This window comes from Escherichia sp. WS1368 (assembly GCF_046487485.1).
Lineage (GTDB): Bacteria > Pseudomonadota > Gammaproteobacteria > Enterobacterales > Enterobacteriaceae > Escherichia > Escherichia coli.
The window spans coordinates 55,316-77,318 of record NZ_JBJQJI010000017.1; the positions used below are offsets into that span (position 1 = coordinate 55,316).

16 protein-coding genes are annotated in these 22,003 nt (G+C 52.5%); 3 read left to right on the plus strand and 13 right to left on the minus strand.

What is annotated here, in order from left to right:
* Window positions 1-102: 102 nt before the first annotated feature.
* Window positions 103-1,434, plus strand: a complete 1,332-nt coding sequence (argA, locus tag ACJHYD_RS20955; RefSeq protein WP_000237947.1) for an amino-acid N-acetyltransferase — start codon at window positions 103-105, stop codon at window positions 1,432-1,434.
* Window positions 1,435-1,495: 61 nt separating this feature from the next.
* Here argA and recD read toward each other — a convergent pair whose 3' ends face one another.
* From recD to ygdT, 13 genes are all read right to left on the minus strand, one after another.
* On the minus strand, window positions 1,496-3,322 hold the full coding sequence (gene recD, locus ACJHYD_RS20960) for an exodeoxyribonuclease V subunit alpha (RefSeq protein ID WP_000775943.1): 1,827 nt from the start codon (window positions 3,320-3,322) through the stop codon (window positions 1,496-1,498).
* On the minus strand, window positions 3,322-6,864 hold the full coding sequence (gene recB, locus ACJHYD_RS20965; protein ID WP_001551572.1) for an exodeoxyribonuclease V subunit beta: 3,543 nt from the start codon (window positions 6,862-6,864) through the stop codon (window positions 3,322-3,324). The genes recD and recB overlap by 1 nt, the downstream gene beginning before the upstream one ends.
* A complete protein-coding gene (gene ptrA, locus ACJHYD_RS20970; protein WP_001138160.1) occupies window positions 6,857-9,745 on the minus strand; it encodes a pitrilysin in 2,889 nt (962 codons plus the stop codon). Before ptrA ends, recB begins: the two co-directional genes overlap by 8 nt.
* A gap of 175 nt (window positions 9,746-9,920) precedes the next feature.
* The gene (recC, locus tag ACJHYD_RS20975) at window positions 9,921-13,289 is read right to left on the minus strand and encodes an exodeoxyribonuclease V subunit gamma (protein WP_001551573.1); all 3,369 of its coding nucleotides are present in this window, start codon (window positions 13,287-13,289) and stop codon (window positions 9,921-9,923) included.
* Window positions 13,290-13,301: 12 nt separating this feature from the next.
* Window positions 13,302-13,625 carry a prepilin-type N-terminal cleavage/methylation domain-containing protein gene (locus ACJHYD_RS20980; protein ID WP_001551574.1) on the minus strand — a complete coding sequence of 108 codons (324 nt, stop codon included), beginning with the start codon at window positions 13,623-13,625 and terminating at the stop codon, window positions 13,302-13,304.
* Window positions 13,610-14,017, minus strand: coding sequence for a DUF2509 family protein (locus ACJHYD_RS20985; RefSeq protein WP_001078399.1), 408 nt, complete (start codon window positions 14,015-14,017; stop codon window positions 13,610-13,612). The genes ACJHYD_RS20980 and ACJHYD_RS20985 overlap by 16 nt, the downstream gene beginning before the upstream one ends.
* Entirely contained in the window at window positions 14,014-14,577 is a 564-nt protein-coding gene (locus ACJHYD_RS20990) for a prepilin peptidase-dependent protein (RefSeq protein WP_001551575.1), read from the minus strand. Before ACJHYD_RS20990 ends, ACJHYD_RS20985 begins: the two co-directional genes overlap by 4 nt.
* Entirely contained in the window at window positions 14,568-15,038 is a 471-nt protein-coding gene (locus ACJHYD_RS20995) for a prepilin peptidase-dependent protein (protein ID WP_000857051.1), read from the minus strand. The genes ACJHYD_RS20990 and ACJHYD_RS20995 overlap by 10 nt, the downstream gene beginning before the upstream one ends.
* Window positions 15,039-15,222: 184 nt before the next feature.
* A complete protein-coding gene (thyA, locus tag ACJHYD_RS21000; protein WP_000816232.1) occupies window positions 15,223-16,017 on the minus strand; it encodes a thymidylate synthase in 795 nt (264 codons plus the stop codon).
* 6 nt (window positions 16,018-16,023) lie between these two features.
* Window positions 16,024-16,899: a prolipoprotein diacylglyceryl transferase gene (lgt, locus tag ACJHYD_RS21005; RefSeq protein WP_000204658.1), complete on the minus strand. Its 876-nt coding sequence runs from the start codon at window positions 16,897-16,899 to the stop codon at window positions 16,024-16,026.
* Window positions 16,900-17,049: 150 nt separating this feature from the next.
* Window positions 17,050-19,296: a phosphoenolpyruvate--protein phosphotransferase gene (ptsP, locus tag ACJHYD_RS21010; RefSeq protein WP_000957914.1), complete on the minus strand. Its 2,247-nt coding sequence runs from the start codon at window positions 19,294-19,296 to the stop codon at window positions 17,050-17,052.
* A 12-nt stretch (window positions 19,297-19,308) separates the two neighbouring features.
* Window positions 19,309-19,839 carry an RNA pyrophosphohydrolase gene (gene rppH / locus ACJHYD_RS21015; protein ID WP_000564489.1) on the minus strand — a complete coding sequence of 177 codons (531 nt, stop codon included), beginning with the start codon at window positions 19,837-19,839 and terminating at the stop codon, window positions 19,309-19,311.
* A gap of 352 nt (window positions 19,840-20,191) precedes the next feature.
* A complete protein-coding gene (gene ygdT / locus ACJHYD_RS21020) occupies window positions 20,192-20,338 on the minus strand; it encodes a protein YgdT (RefSeq protein WP_001305801.1) in 147 nt (48 codons plus the stop codon).
* A 185-nt stretch (window positions 20,339-20,523) separates the two neighbouring features.
* Here ygdT and mutH point away from each other — a divergent pair, with 185 nt between their 5' ends.
* Both mutH and ACJHYD_RS21030 read left to right on the plus strand, forming a co-directional pair.
* The gene (mutH, locus tag ACJHYD_RS21025) at window positions 20,524-21,213 is read left to right on the plus strand and encodes a DNA mismatch repair endonuclease MutH (RefSeq protein ID WP_000082188.1); all 690 of its coding nucleotides are present in this window, start codon (window positions 20,524-20,526) and stop codon (window positions 21,211-21,213) included.
* A gap of 68 nt (window positions 21,214-21,281) precedes the next feature.
* Window positions 21,282-21,995, plus strand: a complete 714-nt coding sequence (locus tag ACJHYD_RS21030) for a TerC family protein (protein WP_000895624.1) — start codon at window positions 21,282-21,284, stop codon at window positions 21,993-21,995.
* Window positions 21,996-22,003: the final 8 nt, after the last annotated feature.

Genomic DNA, 22,003 nt, shown 5'->3' on the forward strand with positions numbered 1-22,003 from the left:
ACTGATAAAAAAGTCGCTCTCGCATAAAATTTACACTTGCACCCTGCGAAAAAACAGAATAAAAATACACTAATTTCGAATAATCATGCAAAGAGGTGTGCCGTGGTAAAGGAACGTAAAACCGAGCTGGTCGAGGGATTCCGCCATTCGGTTCCCTATATCAATACCCACCGGGGAAAAACGTTTGTCATCATGCTCGGCGGTGAAGCCATTGAGCATGAGAATTTCTCCAGTATCGTTAATGATATCGGGTTGTTGCACAGCCTCGGCATCCGTCTGGTGGTAGTCTATGGCGCACGTCCGCAGATCGACGCAAATCTGGCTGCGCATCACCACGAACCGCTGTATCACAAGAATATACGTGTGACCGACGCCAAAACATTGGAACTGGTGAAGCAGGCTGCGGGAACATTGCAACTGGATATTACTGCTCGCCTGTCGATGAGTCTCAATAACACGCCGCTGCAGGGCGCGCATATCAACGTCGTTAGTGGCAATTTTATTATTGCCCAGCCGCTGGGCGTCGATGACGGCGTGGATTACTGCCATAGCGGGCGTATCCGGCGGATTGATGAAGACGCGATCCATCGTCAACTGGACAGCGGTGCAATAGTGCTAATGGGGCCGGTCGCTGTTTCAGTCACTGGCGAGAGCTTTAATCTGACCTCGGAAGAGATTGCCACTCAACTGGCCATCAAACTGAAAGCTGAAAAGATGATTGGTTTTTGCTCTTCCCAGGGCGTCACTAATGACGACGGTGATATTGTCTCCGAACTTTTCCCTAACGAAGCGCAAGCACGGGTAGAAGCCCAGGAAGAGAAAGGTGATTACAACTCCGGTACGGTGCGCTTTTTGCGTGGCGCAGTGAAAGCCTGCCGCAGCGGCGTGCGTCGCTGTCATTTAATCAGTTATCAGGAAGATGGCGCGCTGTTGCAAGAGTTGTTCTCACGCGACGGTATCGGTACGCAGATTGTGATGGAAAGCGCCGAGCAGATTCGTCGCGCAACAATCAACGATATTGGCGGTATTCTGGAGTTGATTCGCCCGCTGGAGCAGCAAGGTATTCTGGTGCGCCGTTCTCGCGAGCAGCTGGAGATGGAAATCGACAAATTCACCATTATTCAGCGCGATAACACGACTATTGCCTGCGCCGCGCTCTATCCGTTCCCGGAAGAGAAGATTGGGGAAATGGCCTGTGTGGCAGTTCACCCGGATTACCGCAGTTCATCACGGGGCGAGGTTCTGCTGGAACGCATTGCCGCTCAGGCGAAGCAGAGCGGCTTAAGCAAATTATTTGTGCTGACCACGCGCAGTATTCACTGGTTCCAGGAACGTGGATTTACCCCAGTGGATATTGATTTACTGCCCGAGAGCAAAAAGCAGTTGTACAACTACCAGCGTAAATCCAAAGTGTTGATGGCGGATTTGGGGTAAGCGATGAAAATCGCCGGATGCGACATGCGTAACACCCGTGCGTCGCATCCGGCAATTACGTTTATTCCCGCGAACTAAACAATGCCGCCAGACCACTGCGCCGCTCAGTGCGCGTGGCGATTGCCGCACTCAAAATACGCTCATCGGCATACAGCGACAAACGTCGACGCGCGCGGGTTACCGCAGTGTAAACCAGCTCTCGTGTTACTACCGGCGTGCGTTGGCTCGGTAAAATCAACGCCGCATGGTCGAACTCCGATCCCTGCGATTTATGTACCGTCATCGCCCACGTAGTTTCGTGCTCTGGCAAGCGACTCGGTTGCACAGACTTAATATTGCCGTCCGGCATCGCAAACCAGACGCGCGTCCCCTGCCCACGATCCAGAGCGATACCGATATCGCCATTAAACAACCCAAGCGCGCTGTCATTACGGGCAATCATCACCGGTCGGCCTTCGTACCAACGAGAGTGCGGATTACGATGAATTTTGCGCTTCTGTTGCATAAACTGCTCAATTCGCTCATTCAGTCCAGCCACGCCAAATGGCCCTTCCCGCAGGGCGCACAAAAGTTGGTACTCATTGAACGCCTGAATGATTAAATCCGGCTCGGCACGCGCTTGCAGCAGATCCAGATAACGTCCATAACCCGCAAGAGCTTCCTCAAGCATCGCAATATAATCTTCGCCGCTCTGTAAAAGCCGTTTTTCGATATCAGAAAAATCCTGCTGAAAAACGGTTTTCACTGCCGTTTTATCACCACGGTTGATCGCCGCAGCTAACTGACCAATGCCAGAATCGCTGCCGAAACGATAGCTTTTTTGCAGCAGGCAGAGACTGTCGCGCAAAGATGCCGCTTCTGTGCCAGTTCCTGCCGGAACGTGAGTTCCCGTCAGGCGGCTTAGCTGCCCGGCACGCTCGGCGGTAAAGCCGGCATTGGCATAAGCACAAATATCGCCCAGCACAGCCCCAGCCTCAACCGAGGCCAGTTGATCACGATCGCCGAGAAAGATCACTCGCGCATGATCGGGCAAGGCGTCGATCAGTCTCGACATCATAGGCAGATCGATCATTGACGCTTCATCTACCACCAGCACATCAAGATGCAGCGGGTTACCGGCATGATGACGTAAACGCTGGCTACCCGGCTGTGCACCCAGCAATCGATGCAAAGTACTGGCATCTTCCGGAATGCGTTTCTTTTGTTCATCGGTCAGCGGTAACTGTCGCAAAGCCTTGCCGAGAGATTCGGTTAAGCGCGCGGCAGCTTTACCCGTTGGTGCAGCCAAACGGATACGGCAGCGTTCGCCGTCGGCCATTTGAATTAACGCTGCCAGCAACTTCGCTACGGTGGTCGTTTTACCGGTGCCAGGGCCGCCGGAAATCACCGAGATCCGCCGCGTCAGCGCCACTGCCGCCGCAACTTTTTGCCAGTTAATTTCATCGCTTACTGGAAAAAGTTTGTCCAGGGTTTGCGCCAGTAGAGCTTCATCAACCTCAATGGCATGATTCACTTCGTTGAAAAAGCGTGCCACTGTGCGCTCGTTACACCACATGCGATTCAAATAAAGACGATCGCCACAGAGGATCATCGGCGTTGGTTCATCTCCCCGGCTGACCGCTTGTGAAGCCAGCAAGCATTCTTCCCAATTTTGTAACTCACCGATTTCACTGACACAGGTCGCCAACAGCGGATGCGACGCCTCGTTATTTTCCAGTCGTGAGAGCGGTAAACAGACATGCCCTTCTCCGGCGTCGTGGCTTAACAGGGCTGCCGCGAGGGTGACGGCAGGATGTTCATCTCCCGCCACGGTCAGGGCAAATTGCACATCCAGCGGGCGTAGCTGTTTGTGCTCCACAGCTTCCAGTAATTGCTTTTGCAATTTCATTACGCCTCCTCCAGGGTCATACCGGCAAACATCTCATCCATCAGGTCAATCAACCCGGCGTTGGGTCGGGTTGTGTAAATCCCTTGTTGCGGATGTTCTTTATCAACGCCACGCAGGAACAGATAGATAACGCCGCCAAAGTGACGATCATAGTCGTAATCAGCAATGCGATGGCGCAGATAACGGTGCAGCGCCAGGGTATAAAGCTGATATTGCAGATCATAGCGGTGTGCCTGCATCGCCGCTGCCATAGCCTGTTGGGTGTAAGCCGAACTGTCTTCACCCAGCCAGTTGGATTTATAGTCGAGCAGGTAATAACGCCCTTCGTGGCGGAATACCAGGTCGATAAAGCCTTTTAACATGCCGCGTACCTGCATGAACTCCAGCGGCGGGCAGCCAGCGGATAGCGGATCAAACTGGCGAATTAGTGCATCAAGCTGGCTGGCGATGAGCGGTTCACTAATCGGCAGGTAAAACTCCATCTCCACCTGTTTATCGCGGTCGGAAAGCTGACTCAGGCTAACACCCGTTTCATTGAGAGGTGCCTGGAGGACAGCCGTGATCCACTCGGTCAACACCGGTTCCCACTGCGATTCAAAGCCGCCGAGTTCCAGTTTTTCCTGTACCCAGTTCGGGTCAACCGGCTGGGTAAAATCGAGGTCTTCAAACAAACTGTGCAAGAATGTCCCCGGTGACGCACCGCGCGGGAACTGATGCGGTGTTAACGTCGGTTCTTCAACGACGCTGACCACACCTGCGGCATCAACATCCAGCCGTGGCATCAGATCCTGAGCGATACCGTGACCACGCTGCTGCAAACCGGAGTAGCTGGTGACACGCCAGTTATCGCCGGGCAATCGTTGTAGTGTCCTCGCATTCAGTTCTGCAGTTATAGCATCATTAACCTGCCAGGGCTGGTTATCACCCGTTTGTGCCGTTTGCCAGGCAATATCATCATCGCATAACGCTTCAATACAGGTGCGAAGCCCTGCCGCATCTTGCGGTTCCCCTTTTTGCAGCAAACGCCCGAGCGCACTTTGGTGGACGTCGGTGTCACCTTTTTTATCGCCACGACGGCGCACCAGCGGTGCAACGCCGAGACTGCAATGCCAAACCGAACGCGTCAGCGCCACGTAAAGCAAACGCAGATCTTCCGCCAGACGTTCGGCCTCCGCGAGGTCGACGCTTTCTGGCGCAGCATTAAGATCCAGAACAGCCTCAAACGAGTGGCGATCGTGATAGAACGCCTGATCCTGGACGCGGAAATTGGTAATAAATGGCAACCAGACCAGCGGATATTCCAGCCCTTTTGATTTATGGATCGTGACAATCTGCACCAGATGTTTATCACTTTCGAGGCGCATTTGTTGGCTGGAGGCATTACTGTCTGGCTCGAGGATATGTTGCGATAACCAGCGTACCAGCGCATGTTCACTTTCCAGCTGCGTTCCGGCTTCTTGTAGCAGTTCGCTGATATGCAAGATATCGGTAAGACGCCGCTCACCGCCTGCCGTTGCCAGCAAGTTTTCAGCAATGTTACGCGCCGACATCAGCGCCCGCAGCATCGGCATAACGCCACGTTTGCGCCAGATTTGCCGATAACCATCGAACTCTTCGACTACCGCATCCCACGCATGTTCGTCATTGTTCAGCGTTTCGATATCCAGCGCGTTCAGCCCCATCATTGACGTTGCCAGCGCACTACGCAGGGTGTTCTCACGTTCGGGCGTCATCACCGCCTGCAACAACCAAAGCATTTCCTGCGCTTCCAGAGTTTCAAAAACACTGTCGCGGTTCGAAAGGTAAACGGAAGGGATTTCCAGCAACGTTAAGGCGTCGCGCACCTGGGCGGCCTCCTGGCGGCTGCGCACCAGCACACTGATGTCCGAAGCACGCACCGGACGCGCGTCGTCGCCGTTCATCAGCAACGCTTCGCCCCGCTGTCCGGCTTGTAGCCAGTCGCGGATTTGCGCAGCACATACCTGCGCCATGGTACTTTGATAGTCGCCAACGCCGCAGCTTTCGCCTTCCATCAGCCACATTTTCATCGCAGGCTGCGTTTCACCTTTAAACACAAAACGTAACGCCTGATTTTTCCCGGCTGATTTCACTGGAATAAAAGGAATTTCGCGAAACATGAACGCGTCATCAGTCTGACTGAAAAGCTTATTCACGCTGTTCACCATTCCTGGTGCGGAGCGCCAGTTGGTATCTAAAGTGTAGTGGGCGTGAACTTCGCTACGCGCCTTCATATAAGTGAAGATATCCGCACCCCGGAATGCATATATGGCCTGTTTCGGGTCGCCAATCAGCAACAATGCGGTTTCCGGCTGATGGTGCCAGATACGGCGAAAAATTCGGTACTGCTGGGGGTCGGTATCCTGAAATTCATCGATCATTGCCACCGGGAATCGCGTACGGATCGCCGCTGCCAACACCTCGCCGCTTTCGCTACGCAGCGCGGAATCGAGCCGACTTAACATGTCATCAAAACCCAATTCGCCACGGCGGCGTTTTTCACGCGCTACTGTTTCGCGGATCTCAGCCAATGCGCGGGTTATCAGCAGATCGCGGATCGACAATGGTTCTGCAAGCAGTTGATCGATCGCCTCAAACAGTGGATGTCGCGGGGTTTCCCCCCCGGCTTTCGTGCGATCTTCTAAGAAACGCTGAGAGAATTTTTCCAGCGACTCCGGTAACTGATAACTGTTGGTCTCTTCTTCTGCCCAGGCGCTGATCTTGTCGATCCATTTAGCCTGATTGCTACGGTTAAACTTGCGTCGATCAATACCAGAAGATTCGATCAGCGCATCCAGTTCACCCACCGCGTCGCGCCACTGCTGTTTTACGGCGTCGATACGCGCCACAATTTGCGCGTGGCGGGAAGCCAGCGTTTCATCATCGGGCGGCGGTGCTTTGATAACCGGTGCTTCGCCTTGCAGATAACGATTAATATCGCGCAGCAACGCCTGCGGCCCTTTCCAGGTTTCAAAGACCACCTGGGCAATTTCACGCGGCAGCGGGTAGCAGTGGCGACGCCAGAAATCGGCGCAGGCCTGGTAGCGTAGCAGAGACTCATCTTCAATCAGCTGCTGCTCAAACAGCATGCCGGATTCAAAGGCATTCAGGTTGAGCATGCGCTGGCAAAAACCGTGAATAGTAAAGACTGCCGCTTCATCCATCTGCCGTTCGGCTAACAACAACCACTGCGCGGCTTGCGCTTTATCGTCGATCTCTTCCAGCAGGCGTTCGTACAGTGGATTGTCGGTGGTTTCACGCAGACAGGCGATGCGCAACTCATGGATATTGCTACGGATACGACCGCGCAATTCTGCCGTGGCAGCCTCGGTAAAGGTGACCACCAGCAGTTCTTCAACGGTCAGCGGGCGGGGAAAGGCGGCAGAACCGCCTAGTCCAAGTAACAGGCGCAAATAGAGCGCCGCAATCGTAAAGGTTTTGCCTGTGCCGGCAGAGGCTTCAATCAGGCGCTCGCCCTGTAAGGGCAAGCGCAAAGGATCTAGTGTCTCGGCGACATCACTCATTCTTTTCACTCATCAGGGGCATTGTTTGCTGCAACGCGCTGACGTTCTCCCACACTTTCCAGCCTTCAGGATGCACATATTCGGCTTTCCCGTTCTGGCTGCCAGAAATCTGCGACAGAATAGCCATGCCTTGCGGCTCGACCACCGCCTGATGGAAGAAATCAGCAAGTTTTTGCGGCGTCAGCAGTTTTATCTGGGCCACGATTTTATCACGCGAATCGAAGCGCATATTGCCGCGATCGAAATCTTTACTTAACTTCGATGCTTCTTCGCCGAGCGTTTGCGGTGCCTGCAGCATCTGGGTTATTACCGCCTGCTGGATTTGCGCAAACTCTTCTGGCTTCATCGTCCGCAATTTTGCCTCTGCGGTTGGGAAAAACGCCTTGTAACGCTCCCACAAGAATGAAGGCTGTTTATCATTGCTTTGCAACAGGAAGCCCATGCCCCACTGACGCCCCACGCTCATTGGAAACGCAAACACGGCATAGCCCAACTGTTCTTCGGTACGCAACTGATTGTAGAACCACGGCTGTACGATCTGCCCCAACAGAGAGCTATAGGCTGAGCTGGTGTATTCATCGTAGCCAGTCGGTACAAATACCGCTGCCAGTGCGGAGTCGGTGCTGTTACCGGCTTTTTCAAAGATGACGGATTGTTTTTTATCGACCACGACATCTTTGTTACGACACCACTCCGAACCATCAGCGCCCAACTGTTTTTGCACATCGCGTGCCAGCGTTGTTGCCTGGGCTTCGGTCATGTTGCCAATAACCATAAACTCTGGTCGAGCCCCTGATTTTAAGGCGTCGCGATAGGCCAGCACCTCTTTCAAAGTAATGGAGGGCAAAATTTTGCGCCGTTCATCTCGCGAGAAGTACGGCACTTGCGAGAGCATCTGGGCGGGCATAATCGCCTGCTCGAACGCTTTGCCCTTTTCTGCAGAATCCATCATCTGGTTATACCAGGACTTCGCCTGCTCAAGCTGATCTTCCGTAGCGGTATAGCTAAAGTACCCCTCGAGCAATGCCTGGAACAGCTGCGGCAGGCGCTGGGTGTAACCATTGGCATTAACCATAAGGCCGTTGTTAGCATTGGTGGAAAAACTTATGCCACCAACCGACGCCTGGTTGCTTAACTGATCAAGCGCCAGCCCTGCGAGATAATCATTGAGCGCAAACATCACCTGATTGCGGGCGCTGTCCATGGCTTTCGGGTTACGCAAAATCAGGCTGACATCAGCTTTGGGTTCGCTGGAAAAATAACGGCTTGGCGCATACACCACACGCAGATTCGACTCATCAACAATCAGCTCTGGATGGTCATATTTCTTCTCTGACTTAATCAGCGAGAAATCGTCAGGAATATAGGGGTTAAGCTCTGGCAAAGAGAGCGCAATGTCGGCGGCTTTTTTCTGCCAGTCAGCGAAAGTTTGTGCGCTAATTTTATCGACCTGATACGGCGCATCGACAAAGTAAGCCGTTTTGTTGTGCGGCTCTTTCGGGCTGATATACCAGATACGCGCATTCTGCGGCGTCATCATCGCCAGGCGTTCTTTTACTGCTTTAGCGTCGTACCGATCGGCAATATTGACTGCATCCAGCGTATGCTCAACAGGAACGCGAATCATGGTATCTGCCAGCCATTCGACGTAATCCATATCACGGGTGATTGACGGATAACGGAAGTCGATATCCAGCACATTCGCCAGTTCATCGAAGTATTGTTTATCAATCCCTTTTTCGCGTAACAGATTGAGGTAGCTAAAAATGGCCGCCACAACCTGATCGCGATTCGCCAGACCTTTATCGGTTAAAGACGCAGAGATCGCTAATACGCCGCTGTTGCCGTTGACGATAGGATCGGAATTGGCGCTAATGCCCTCAACTAATCCCTGCTTTTGCAGCCAGTCAGAAAGTGTACCTGGGCTGCGATTACCGATCAGATAGGTAATCAATTCATCCGTTTTACTACGGAACTTCGCTGAATTGTTATCGATGCGAAACTCAACGCGCAGAACTTTACGCGGCAGCGCCGGGACGTAATGAATGATAATGCCCTTTTGCGCGTCGGTGACTACCGGCACGGTGATTTCCGGTTTTTTGCTCTCTTTGTTCGGCACGCGACCAAAGGTGTCCGCCGCCATTTTTGCCAACTCCGGCAGCGGTTTATTGCTGTAAATAACCGCCTTCATCAGATTGGCGGAATAGTACTTCTCGTGGAAATCTTTCAGCGCCTGCTGTACCGGATTTCCGGGTTTGTCGCTTAAAGTTTCGAGGTTACCACCAGAAAACTTTGAACCGGGGTGTGCCGGGTTAATGGTTTCTGCGCTGACCTGTGCCATGCGCATCCCGTCACGCGTACGCGCCATGGTTAATTCGGCATTCACTGCATTACGTTCACGTTCGGCGTATTTCTTGTCGAGCAAGGGTTCTGCAATAGCGTCCGCCAGGCGGTCTACCGCACCGGGCAAGGCGTCGTTCTCAACTTCCAGATAGAAAGCCGTGCGATACGGTGCCGTGCTGGCATTGTGACTGCCGCCGTGCATTTTGAGATATTCGGCCAGACTGTCAGCCTGCGGGTACTTTTTCGACCCCATCAGACTCATATGTTCAAGGTAATGTGCCAGCCCCTGGTACGCCTCGGGATCTTCCAGCGACCCAACGGGCACTACCAGCGCCGAGAGCGATTTAACCGCCTGCGGATCAGAAACCAGCAAGACCACCATACCGTTATCCAGACGTATAGCCTGATACTGGCGGTTATCTTTATCACTTTTACGGATGGTTTCCTGAATCGGCTGCCATCCCGTTTCTGCCTGACTTAAGGGTGCCCAAAGGGCAACAAACAACAATAATGCTTTGAACCAGGTGCTGCGGGGCATTCACGGACCTCATAATCAACTTTATTTTCTGGCCAGATTCAACAGGTTAACGCAAATCATCTGCCAGAATTTAATCTTGTGCTGCACGAGTCAGCCTATGTCTATATATCCATCAGTCCGTGACTGGTGCGCATCATAAAGCAAGCAGATATATTGCGCAATTTTTATACAGCACTCATGACTGATTAAAGCGAAACAGCGGTAACAGGAAACGTTGCGACTGTTCAACGATGGCCTCCATTGTCTCTGGTGTTAATTGCCGCCAGAGCCGTTGATACCAGATATCATCACCTTCGCCACGCACCATCATGTTGCCTTCGTAAGCCTGAAGGAATTTCGTACGGGCTTTTTGTAACGTGGAATCGTCATCCAGCATGGCATCGTTTTGCGCGTCATAACAGGTTTTTAGCCACGCGCCGCCACTTTCAGGTAACACCAGCAATGGCGCGGACATTCCTTCACGATACCCCTCAATCAGTTGTGAGAGGTAATGCAAAGCCTGTTCGGCTGCAAGCGGCGGAAAACGCCACTCGCCGTCTTTGCGTAGAAAAAGGCGACTTTCACCATTACCACCGCTGGCACAGTAGACAAGGTGTTCCAGCCAAAGTTGCATTCCCTGCGCCACACTTAATAAAGAGGGACGCCAGCGCAACAGGCCATCCGGCTGCACCTGCGGCAACCAGCCAGTTATCTGCACACCGTTGCAGGCGAGATCAATTTCCATACTCTGCCCCGGCTGGCGACAGGCAATAACTCTGTCGGCAAGCTGCTGCATCTCCTGGCACTGTGTTTCCCAGAAAATTTCACCAAAAGCGCCATACGGTAAATCCCCTGCCGCCCGGAAGCGGCGGAACAAGCGTTCGGCATCATCCTGCTCAACCAGTGCATTCAATAACTGCTGATTGATTTGATAACGGCTAAGCCCTTCCAGAATAAATGGCTCGGTGTCGGGGATTTCGCTGTCTTCAGTACGGAAGTTCACCTGCAAACGCATCTGGAAGAACGCCCGTACCGGATGTGCCCAGAATCGTTGTAGCGTTTCCAGCGGCACGGTTTCCGGTAAGGTAAACGGCAGCGGCTGAACAAATTCAGAATGTGCTTTACCAGCCTGGCTGGCCGCAGGTAGCCATTCACGAGCATAGCTTTGTCGTTCGCCTGGCTGGTAGTTTTGCGGATCAAACGGCATCCGGGTATGGAGGCAAGTAAGATGCGCTTTTACCCTTGCCTCGCTTTCATCACAGTTGAGCGCTTCATCGCCCGGTAGATAATGGCTTTGCCCGATGTAGTCGATCAGTTCCTGCACCAGTACCGACGGGAAACGTTCACTGTTATCCTGAATAGAACGCCCGATATAGCTGATATAGAGTTTTTGCTGCGCGGAAATTAACGCTTCCAGGAACAGATAGCGGTCGTCATCGCGACGACTACGGTCGCCACGCTTCGGTTTCTGGCTCATCAGGTCAAAGCCCAATGGCGCAAGCTGGCGTGGATAAACGCCGTCGTTCATTCCCAGCAGGCAAACCACTTTGAATGGGATGGAACGCATTGGCATCAGAGTACAAATGTTAACCGGCCCGGCGAGAAAACGCTGGCTGATACGTTCCTGATCCAGGCGCTGTGCCAGTTCATCACGCAATAGTGACAGCGGCACCGCGTCGCCATACTGCGCACCTAAACCTTCGGCGATAATCGCCTGCCATTGTTGTTCGATCAGCGTCATCGCCGCTTCGGTTTCCGCATCCGGCAGGAAGAAGGCGTTGAGCATATCGCGACAAACCGGCAACCACTCTTCCAGCGGACGCTCCTGCGCCAGCCCGCGACGCCAGATGTTTAGCTGCATTAGCAGTGAAGCCAGATGCCCCACCAGTTCTGCAATTAAGCCGCTCGATTCATCATAAGGTAGAACCGATTGCCACTCGCCCTGCGCACTCTCCATCGCGTAGCCCAGCAACATGCGCGTCAGGCCAAACCGCCAGGTGTGTTGACCGGTAGCGGGGAGTTCCAGCTCGCGAACGTTGTCGTCATCTATCCCCCAACGAATGCCGGATTCGTTGACCCACTGGCGTAAATAACGCAGCCCTTCTTCGGTGATGTCAAACCGCGCCGCCAGCACCGGCACATCCAGTAATGCCAGAACGTCCTCCGACACAAAGCGGCTGTCTGGCAACGATAACAGGCTGATAAACGCTTCAAGTACAGGATGCGACTGCCGCGCCCGACGGTCGGAAATGGCGTAAGGTAGGTAACGATCCGCAGGTGCGCTACCAAACACTGCCTGAATAAACGGACTGTAGCTGTCGATGTCGGCCACCATCACGATGATGTCGCGCGGAGTCAATGTCGGGTCTTCCTCCAGCATTGCCAGCAGGCGATCGTGTAAAACTTCAACTTCACGCTGCGGGCTATGGCAAACGTGGAAGGTGATACTGTTATCCAGTGGATCAAGCAGGCGTTTGTTATCGCTACGGGAAAACTCTTCGATATTCACACCCGCAACAGCGCAGTTTTCAAGTTCCAGAATGTCAGACTGAATGTTATGCAGCAGGTTATCTGGCGTGACATCGACAAAGGCGTCCAGCTCCTGGCTGCCCTCCAGATCAGAAAGGAGATAAATGTAGTCGCGCCCAAGCTTGCCCCATGAGGCCAGCAGCGGGTTGCCGACATCCTGTTCACCATCGCTGTTAAAGAGCTGCCCGGCATTTTCGCTGTCGCGAAATAGCGGTAATTCGCGATCTTCAAAACTGTGTCGACGCTGACGAGTCAGCAGTTTCGCCAGATAAGCAGGATCTTTAATGTCGCCCCAGTAATAACGGCAGGGGTTGGTAAACAGGAGATGGATTTCAATATGTTTACCCAGCGCCTGTAGCGCCTGGAGATAAACAGGCGGTAACGCGGAAATACCGCATATAAAGACGCGCGAAGGTAGCCCCGGGGGGCAGGTCGTCGCGGACTCCAGCGTTTCGATAAAGCGCTGATAGAGATTGGCGCGGTGCCAGCGCGGTTGCCCGAGTTGATGGGTATATTCCACCAACGCCTTCCACAACGGCGCTTGCCAAGCCTGTGCTTCTCCCAGCCCTTCAACCAAATGTCCTGTTTCCCACTGTGCCAGCCAGTCCGGACGATAGACCAGATACTGGTCAAACAGGTCCGCCGCTTTTGAAGAAAGCTGGAACAGTTTTCGCTTGTCGCTATCGTCAGTCAGATAATGCCGCAACAGGGTAAAGTCTTCGCGCTCCAACAGTTGCGGCAGCAGAGTCATCAGTTTCCAGCTCATGCTCTGTTTGTTAAAGGCACTCTCTTTGGGGATCTCCGGTAACACCCGGACGAACATATCCCATATAAAGCTCGCTGGCAGCGGAAAATCAATATTTGCCGCAATACCAAACTTTTGCGACAGGGTCATTTGCAGCCACTGCGCCATACCGGTACTTTGCACCAGAATCATCTCTGGTTCGAAAGGATCGTCCAGCCGTTCGCGTTCGACAATAAACTCCATCAACGCTTCCAGCACGTCCAGACGATTGGAATGGTAGACCCTTAACATAGCGGCTCCTGACTACTGACGATTCGGGCAATGCAGGCGGGTCATCTCGCCTTCTCTGCCCCCGGGTGAAACTAGCGTAACGCTGATGCTGACACATCCCGCTTGCGATGTCTGCATTCGGTTGACCTGCCAGTGGGCAGGTGGCGAAATCGCACGCAGTTGCGTTTGCTGCCAGCCATGCCGCCAGAGCTGTTGGTACTGGTTTCTACTGGCAAGACTGTTCATTAATGTTCGCTGGAAACCCGATAACGCAGTGACAATCATCACCATCAGCACCATTGCCAACATCACCTCCGGGAGGCTAAAGCCTTGTTGATTCTTCAAGGAAGCTGACATAACGCCCTCTCTTTCAGCGGACAAAAATCGCTCCAGCCGCGTGGCGAAAAAACAATGTTTCCATCGATGACTTCGCCTGTTCGCCACAACGAAACGCCTTCATAACCGGCAATCAATAAGGCCTCATTATCTGCCAATAAACGCAGACAAACCCGGGCACCGGTGGCAGCGTACAGTAAGCACTGAACTGCGGGCTGCGTCTGCCAGGAGTGCATTTTTCCCCACTCCAGCGCCGACTGAACAATGGCCTGGCGGCGCAATGACTGACTTTCCATGCTCACGCGAGAGGCAAAACTGCGATCCTGCTGACTCATTCCTTGTAATAGCAAGCTACCCAAAACCAGCAGCATCAGGACCAGAGCCAGTGACGAAACACCCTTTTCGCGGTTCACAGGTTGAATCCTGTCACGCTATAGCTGGCATCCACCACGGTTTGCGGTTCAGACTTACTGGCAGCACGCATATTAACCGTCAACACCGGCGAGAAGCCGCTGACATCCTGACGTACGACCTGAAAAGTGTCGATAATGATGGCATCCGGATTAGTGACTTTATCCCAGCCCTTACCTTCACAGGATGTCGCACCGCGTAGCGTTTCCAGCACATGCTCCTTCAGACGAAATCCAATCTGGTCGGACTCTTTTACCGGTTCGCGATCCCAGATACCGTTACTGTTCGCATCCCACTGCACAATGACACAGTCACCCTGTCCGACAATTTCCAGCCCTTCGCCGGTACAGCTGCCATGACAATAACCCGCCCTCTGGAGATGCTTCGCAACGGTAAATACCCGCAGCCAGATTTCATCTTCCAGCGCCAGCTTACGGGTGCTCGTTAAACTTTCACGCTGTAACGCAGGCAGAAAGCGTGCTGCCCCCAGCAACAATACGCTACTGATCGCCATAGCAATCAACACTTCCAGCAGAGAAAAACCTAGCTCTTTTACAGGCATCCTTCTGTTTCTCCTTGCTGACAAAGCCGGAGTCTTCCCCACGGCGAAACCACCAGCCACCACTCGCCCGTTGAGTTTTTGAAGCGAATATGCCCGGCCCATGCGGTATTGCGTAGGCCAAAGAAAGCAAGCGAAGGTGTCAGGTCGCTCATTTCGACTTCGGGCCAGCGTGGCACAAAGACCAATGGTGAACTGCCATGGCAGGTATTGGCCCCAGCAGCGGAACTCACAAGGCACCATAACGTCCCCTCCCTGATAACACTGATACTGTGGTCGCGGTTATGCCAGTTGGCATCTTCACGTAAATAGAGCAAATAGTCCCGCGCCTGGCTGGCGGTTTGCCATAGCCGTTGCGACTGCTGCCAGTATTGCCAGCCATAGAGTCCACTTGCGCTTAGCATGACCAGAATCAGCATCGCGACCAGCGTTTCAATCAGCGTATAACCACGTTGTGTTTTCATGCCGGCAGTATGGAGCGAGGAGAAAAAAAGACGAGGGCCAGTTTCTATTTCTTCGGCGCATCTTCCGGACTATTTACGCCGTTGCAGGAGGTTGCAAAATTTCGGGAAGGCGTCTCGAAGAATTTAACGGAGGGTAAAAAAAACCGACGCACACTGGCGTCGGCTCTGGCAGGATGTTTCGTAATTAGATAGCCACCGGCGCTTTAATGCCCGGATGTGGATCGTATCCTTCAATCTCAAAGTCTTCGAAACGGTAGTCGAAGATGGATTCGGGTTTACGTTTGATAATCAACTTCGGCAGCGGACGCGGTTCGCGGCTTAATTGCAGATGAGTTTGATCCATATGATTGCTGTACAGGTGCGTGTCGCCACCGGTCCAGACAAAATCACCCACTTCCAGATCGCACTGCTGCGCCATCATATGCACCAGTAACGCGTAGCTGGCAATGTTGAACGGCAGGCCGAGGAAGACGTCACAGGAGCGCTGATAAAGCTGGCAAGAGAGTTTGCCGTCTGCCACATAGAACTGGAAGAATGCATGGCACGGTGCCAGCGCCATTTTATCCAGTTCGCCTACGTTCCACGCTGAAACAATAATGCGGCGCGAATCCGGGTCGTTTTTCAGCTGGTTCAGTACCGTAGTGATCTGGTCAATATGACGACCATCTGGCGTTGGCCAGGCGCGCCACTGTTTACCATACACTGGCCCGAGGTCGCCGTTTTCATCGGCCCATTCGTCCCAGATGGTGACATTGTTTTCGTGTAGATAAGCAATGTTAGTGTCGCCCTGCAGAAACCACAGCAGTTCATGGATGATGGAACGCAGGTGGCAACGTTTAGTTGTCACCAGCGGGAATCCATCCTGCAGGTTAAAACGCATCTGATGACCAAAAATGGAAAGCGTTCCGGTTCCGGTACGGTCGTTTTTCTGTGTGCCTTCGTCGAGCACTTTTTGCATCAGTTCTAAATACTGTTTCATGGTTCCTCAGGAAACGTGTTGCTGTGGGCTGCGACGATATGCCCAGACCATCATGATCACACCCGCGACAATCATCGGGATGGAAAGAATTTGCCCCATGCTGATGTACTGCACCCAGGCACCGGTAAACTGCGCGTCGGGCTGGCGGAAAAACTCAACAATGATGCGAAACGCGCCGTAGCCAATCAGGAACAAGCCTGAGACTGCTCCCATTGGGCGCGGTTTACGAATATACAGGTTGAGGATAATAAACAGCACCACACCTTCCAGCAGCAGCTCGTAAAGCTGTGATGGGTGGCGCGGCAGCACACCGTAAGTGTCGAAAATGGATTGCCACTGCGGGTTGGTTTGCAGCAGCAAAATATCTTCTGTACGGGAGCCAGGGAACAGCATGGCAAACGGGAAGTTCGGGTCAACGCGGCCCCACAATTCACCGTTAATAAAATTGCCCAGACGCCCGGCGCCAAGACCAAACGGAATGAGTGGTGCGATAAAATCAGAGACCTGGAAGAAGGAACGTTTAGTACGGCGGGCGAAGATAATCATCACCACGATAACGCCAATCAGGCCACCGTGGAAAGACATGCCGCCGTCCCAGACACGGAACAGATACAGCGGATCGGCCATAAACTGCGGGAAATTGTAGAACAGAACATAACCAATACGTCCACCGAGGAAGACGCCGAGGAAGCCCGCATAGAGTAAGTTTTCAACTTCATTTTTGGTCCAGCCGCTGCCCGGACGATTCGCCCGACGTGTTGCCAGCCACATTGCAAAAATGAAACCCACCAGATACATCAGGCCGTACCAGTGAAGCGCTACGGGTCCTATTGAGAAAATGACCGGATCAAACTCCGGAAAATGCAGATAGCTACTGGTCATCTGTCACCACAAGTTCTTGTTATTTCGCTGAAAGAGAACAGCGATTGAAATGCGCGCCGCAGGTTTCAGGCGCTCCAAAGGTGCGAATAATAGCACAAGGGGACCTGGCTGGTTGCCGGATACCGTTAAAAGATATGTATATGATCCGCGCTATAACCCTCCGCGAATCAACCCGCCCATGCCGCGACGCTCCATAAAGGCTGCAACCTGATGGCGAACTTCGGTCGCCAGTTGCGCTTCCAGACTACGCTGCGCAAGATTTTCTGCTTCGGCATAATCAATGCGCCGCAGTAGGTATTTTACGCGCGCTACAGAACGTCCGTTCATAGACAGATGGCGATACCCAAGCCCAATGAGGATTGCCACGCACATGGGATCGCCCGCCATTTCACCGCACAAACGGAGATCGATACCATGTATTTCCGCTTCCCGGGCGATCATCGCCAGAGCTCGTAACATTGCAGGATGAAGACTGTCATAAATGTTCGCCACCCGGGTATTGTTGCGATCAACGGCCAGGATGTATTGAGTCAGATCGTTGGTGCCAACAGAGATGAAATCGACCCGCTTTGCCAGATGCGGCAGCATAAATACCATTGACGGCACTTCCAGCATGATGCCGATACGTGGTTTGGGAATTTCGTAACCGATCATCTCCTCGACTTCACGTCCGGCACGTTCAATCAGGCGGCGTGCTTCGTCAACTTCATCGAGGCTGGTGACCATCGGCAACAGAATATTCAGGTTGCCCGTAGCGGCATTAGCACGCAGCATCGCCCGCACCTGGATCAAGAAGATCTCCGGCTGATCGAGCGTAATGCGAATCCCACGCCAACCCAGGCATGGATTCTCTTCGCTGATCGGCATGTAAGGCAGCTGCTTATCTGCTCCGACATCCAGCGTACGCAAGGTGACGGGTTTATCATTGAACATTTGCAGCATCCCCTGATACTGCGCCACCTGTTCTTCTTCCGACGGAAAACCACTTTGCAGCATGAATGGGATTTCAGTGCGATAAAGTCCTATGCCATCAATACGGCTGCCCAGTTTTTCTTCATGTTCCGGGCTTAAACCGGCATTGAGCATGACTTTTATACGCTCGCCACTTTTTAACTGCGCGGGTAAATTGACGTCATCTTCCGCCAGACGGCTAAGCTCAATCTCTTCACTAATTAGCCGCTGATATTCTTGCAGCAGTACCGGCTCCGGATCGACCAGCAATTCACCGCGATAACCATCGACAATCAGCGTCCGACGATGCAGCACCGAAGGCTGAATATCCGCGCCCATCACGGTAGGGATCCCCAGCGCACGTACCATGATCGCAGCATGGGAGTTGGCTGCGCCATCGCGCACGACAACACCGACTAAGCGATCCTGGGGCAGCTCAGCAAGCGTTGTCGCTGACAGTTCATCTGCCACCAGAATGAAACGTTCCGGCCAGGCGTTCGGCCCTTGATTAGCGTCATCAAGATGAAACAGCAATCGCTGCCCCAGCGCACGTAAATCGCCAGCCCGCTCTTTGAGATAGTTATCGCTTAGCGCGGCAAACTGTTCGGCAAATTTTTCAATGACCGTTTTTACCGCCCACTCTGCCACCGAGCCTTTATCAACCTCGGCAAACAATTCGCGCCGCAGCCGGGTGTCCGAAAGCAGGTGCGAGTAAAGATCGAAAATAGCCGCCGTTTCTTTTTGTGCACCGGCGGCAAAGCGTTTGCTGTAGCGGCGAAACTCGTTTGCCGCTTCTTCCAGCGCCCCGGTCAGTCGTTCGCGTTCCAGAGCCGGATCCAGCGTTGATGCCTGATACACCTGTTCCATTAAAGGTAACGTGGCATCCTGCCAGCCTTCGGCAATCGCCACACCAGGCGCTGCCGGTAATGCACGGATTCGCGTCTGGCGATATTGTCCAAACAAGGCAGTCAACTGCGACTGAGAAAGAATAGCTGCCATCTGAGTGGCAAGCGTCACCAGGAAGGATTCTTCACTTTCGTCATACTGGCGCAACTCTCGTTGCTGTACCACCAGTACACCAAGCAACTGGCGACGTTGAATAATTGGTACGCCTAAAAACGCGCGGAAACGTTCTTCTTTTACGGAGGGGATGTATTTGAAGCTGGGGTGCTTTTGCGCATCTGCAAGGTTTATCGGTTCCGCCAGCCTGCCAACCAGGCCGACGATCCCTTCATCAAACGCGAGCGTTACAGTGCGACCGCGTGGTTTTTTCAGCCCCCGGGTCGCCATCAGGTAGTAACAACGTCGATCATGATCGGCAAGGTAAACCGAACAGACCTCGGTATCCATCGCAAGACAGATGTCGGTAACCAGAATATTTAACGCCTCATTCAGGCGTGGTGCGCTGGCTACCTTTTCGACTATTTCGCGCAGGCGAGTGAGCATAATTGGCGTGACTTAACCTCTTTTACGTCGATAAGCAGATGCGTTTTGTGGTTTTGGCGTATTTTCCTGCAGTGACATCACCACACTCGCGAACTCTTTCATTACCCTACGGTAGACATCACGTTTAAATGACACCACCTGTCTGACCGGATACCAGTAACTTACCCATCGCCAGCCGTCAAACTCTGGTGTACTGCTGGTTTGCATATTGATTTCTGCATCGCCGCTCACCAGCTGCAAGAGAAACCATTTTTGTTTTTGGCCGATACAAACCGGCTTCGTGTCCCAACGCACCAAACGTTTCGGTAATTTGTAGCGCAACCAGTTACGCGTTGAAGCAAGGATTCGAACGTCTTTACGGCTTAATCCTACTTCTTCAAACAATTCACGGTACATCGCCTGCTCTGCGGATTCTCCGGGGTTGATTCCGCCTTGCGGAAATTGCCAGGAGTGCTGACCAAATCGCCGGGCCCACATTACCTGCCCCTGGCGATTACAAATCACGATACCTACGTTTGGGCGGTAGCCATCGTCATCAATCACCGGACTACCTCAAAATAAAGCTTTATATACGAATGATTGTTTCATACTCCAGGAAGACGGTAAACCACTCTCTGCAGGGCATTACACACTAATAACAATTGAATAACTCACAGTTATGTGCAGAGTTATAAACAGAGGAAGGGGTGGATAGCCGTTTTTATTCACCTTTTCTGTGGATAGAGTTGTGAAGAACTACGGAATTACTACGGGAAAACCCGGAGCATTCTGAATAAGCCCGATATAGACATTTTAAAATATTCATTATCAGTCAATGCATTACATGTAATTTTAGTAATAAAAAAGAGTAATTCGTGACCCAGGTCACACCTCTCATTTACGGGTTGGCGAAAGATCAACCAATGCGGTATTTATCCACAGAATGTGCCACTAAGTTAAGCACTGAACCACTAAAAACTGGAGTTTCGTCGCACGTCAAGGCTGTAAATGGAAACAGTAGTGGAGGTTTTTCACAGTTATCCCAGCTTTCTGTGGATAACATGGTGTAAGATCCTGTTTATTTTCAGTGACCAGATTTGGAAAACCCGTTGCAGTGTTGCGCAACTCGATTACAGGAAGCCTAAAAAGCAATATAAATCAGAGAATTGAACAACGCATGTGGAAAAAGTTACACTACGAATATTCGGCACATAATTGCTGTTTATTTTTTAACCAAGGTATCGTGACATGTCCCAACCTCGCCCACTGCTCTCTCCTCCCGAAACTGAAGAACAGTTGTTAGCGCAAGCACAGCAACTTTCTGGTTATACATTGGGAGAACTGGCGGCACTTGCCGGGCTGGTTACACCAGAGAATTTAAAACGCGATAAGGGCTGGATTGGCGTGTTACTGGAGATCTGGCTAGGTGCCAGCGCAGGAAGTAAACCTGAGCAAGATTTTGCTGCCCTGGGCGTGGAACTTAAAACTATCCCTGTGGATAGTCTTGGTCGTCCGCTGGAAACAACATTCGTTTGTGTTGCCCCGTTAACGGGTAATAGCGGGGTGACCTGGGAAACCAGCCACGTACGCCACAAGCTCAAACGCGTACTGTGGATACCGGTTGAAGGCGAGCGCAGCATCCCGCTGGCGCAGCGTCGCGTAGGATCACCGTTACTGTGGAGCCCGAATGAAGAGGAAGACCGACAGCTACGCGAAGACTGGGAAGAATTAATGGATATGATTGTTCTCGGTCAGGTTGAGCGGATTACCGCTCGTCACGGGGAATATTTACAGATACGACCGAAAGCAGCGAATGCGAAAGCACTTACCGAAGCCATTGGTGCCCGGGGCGAACGGATTCTGACGCTGCCACGCGGCTTTTATTTGAAGAAGAATTTCACCAGTGCACTACTGGCCCGTCATTTTCTGATCCAGTAGCCATCGCTTTGACCTGCCGCTTTCCGGGCATATAATTACCGCTTCATTTTTTTGGCAGGGCTTTTTAGATGTTATTTGCATGGATAACCGATCCTAACGCCTGGCTTGCGCTCGGTACGCTGACGCTGCTGGAGATCGTTCTTGGGATCGACAATATTATTTTCCTTTCTCTGGTGGTGGCAAAGCTTCCCACAGCACAACGTGCTCATGCGCGCCGTCTGGGGTTGGCGGGAGCCATGGTTATGCGTCTGGCGCTGCTGGCATCCATCGCCTGGGTTACGCGCCTGACGAATCCGCTTTTTACAATATTCAGTCAGGAAATTTCCGCCCGTGATTTGATTCTGCTTCTGGGTGGCTTGTTCCTTATCTGGAAAGCCAGCAAGGAAATCCACGAATCCATCGAAGGTGAAGAAGAAGGGCTGAAAACACGCGTTTCATCATTCCTCGGCGCTATCGTGCAGATTATGCTGCTGGATATTATCTTCAGCCTCGATTCAGTGATTACCGCTGTGGGTCTGTCAGATCACCTGTTTATTATGATGGCAGCCGTGGTAATTGCCGTAGGCGTGATGATGTTCGCTGCGCGTTCGATTGGTGATTTTGTCGAGCGCCATCCTTCGGTAAAAATGCTGGCGCTCTCTTTCCTGATTCTGGTGGGCTTTACCCTGATTCTGGAAAGTTTCGACATCCACGTACCGAAAGGTTACATCTACTTCGCGATGTTCTTCTCTATTGCGGTTGAAAGCCTCAACCTTATTCGCAACAAAAAGAACCCGCTCTGATACTCCGT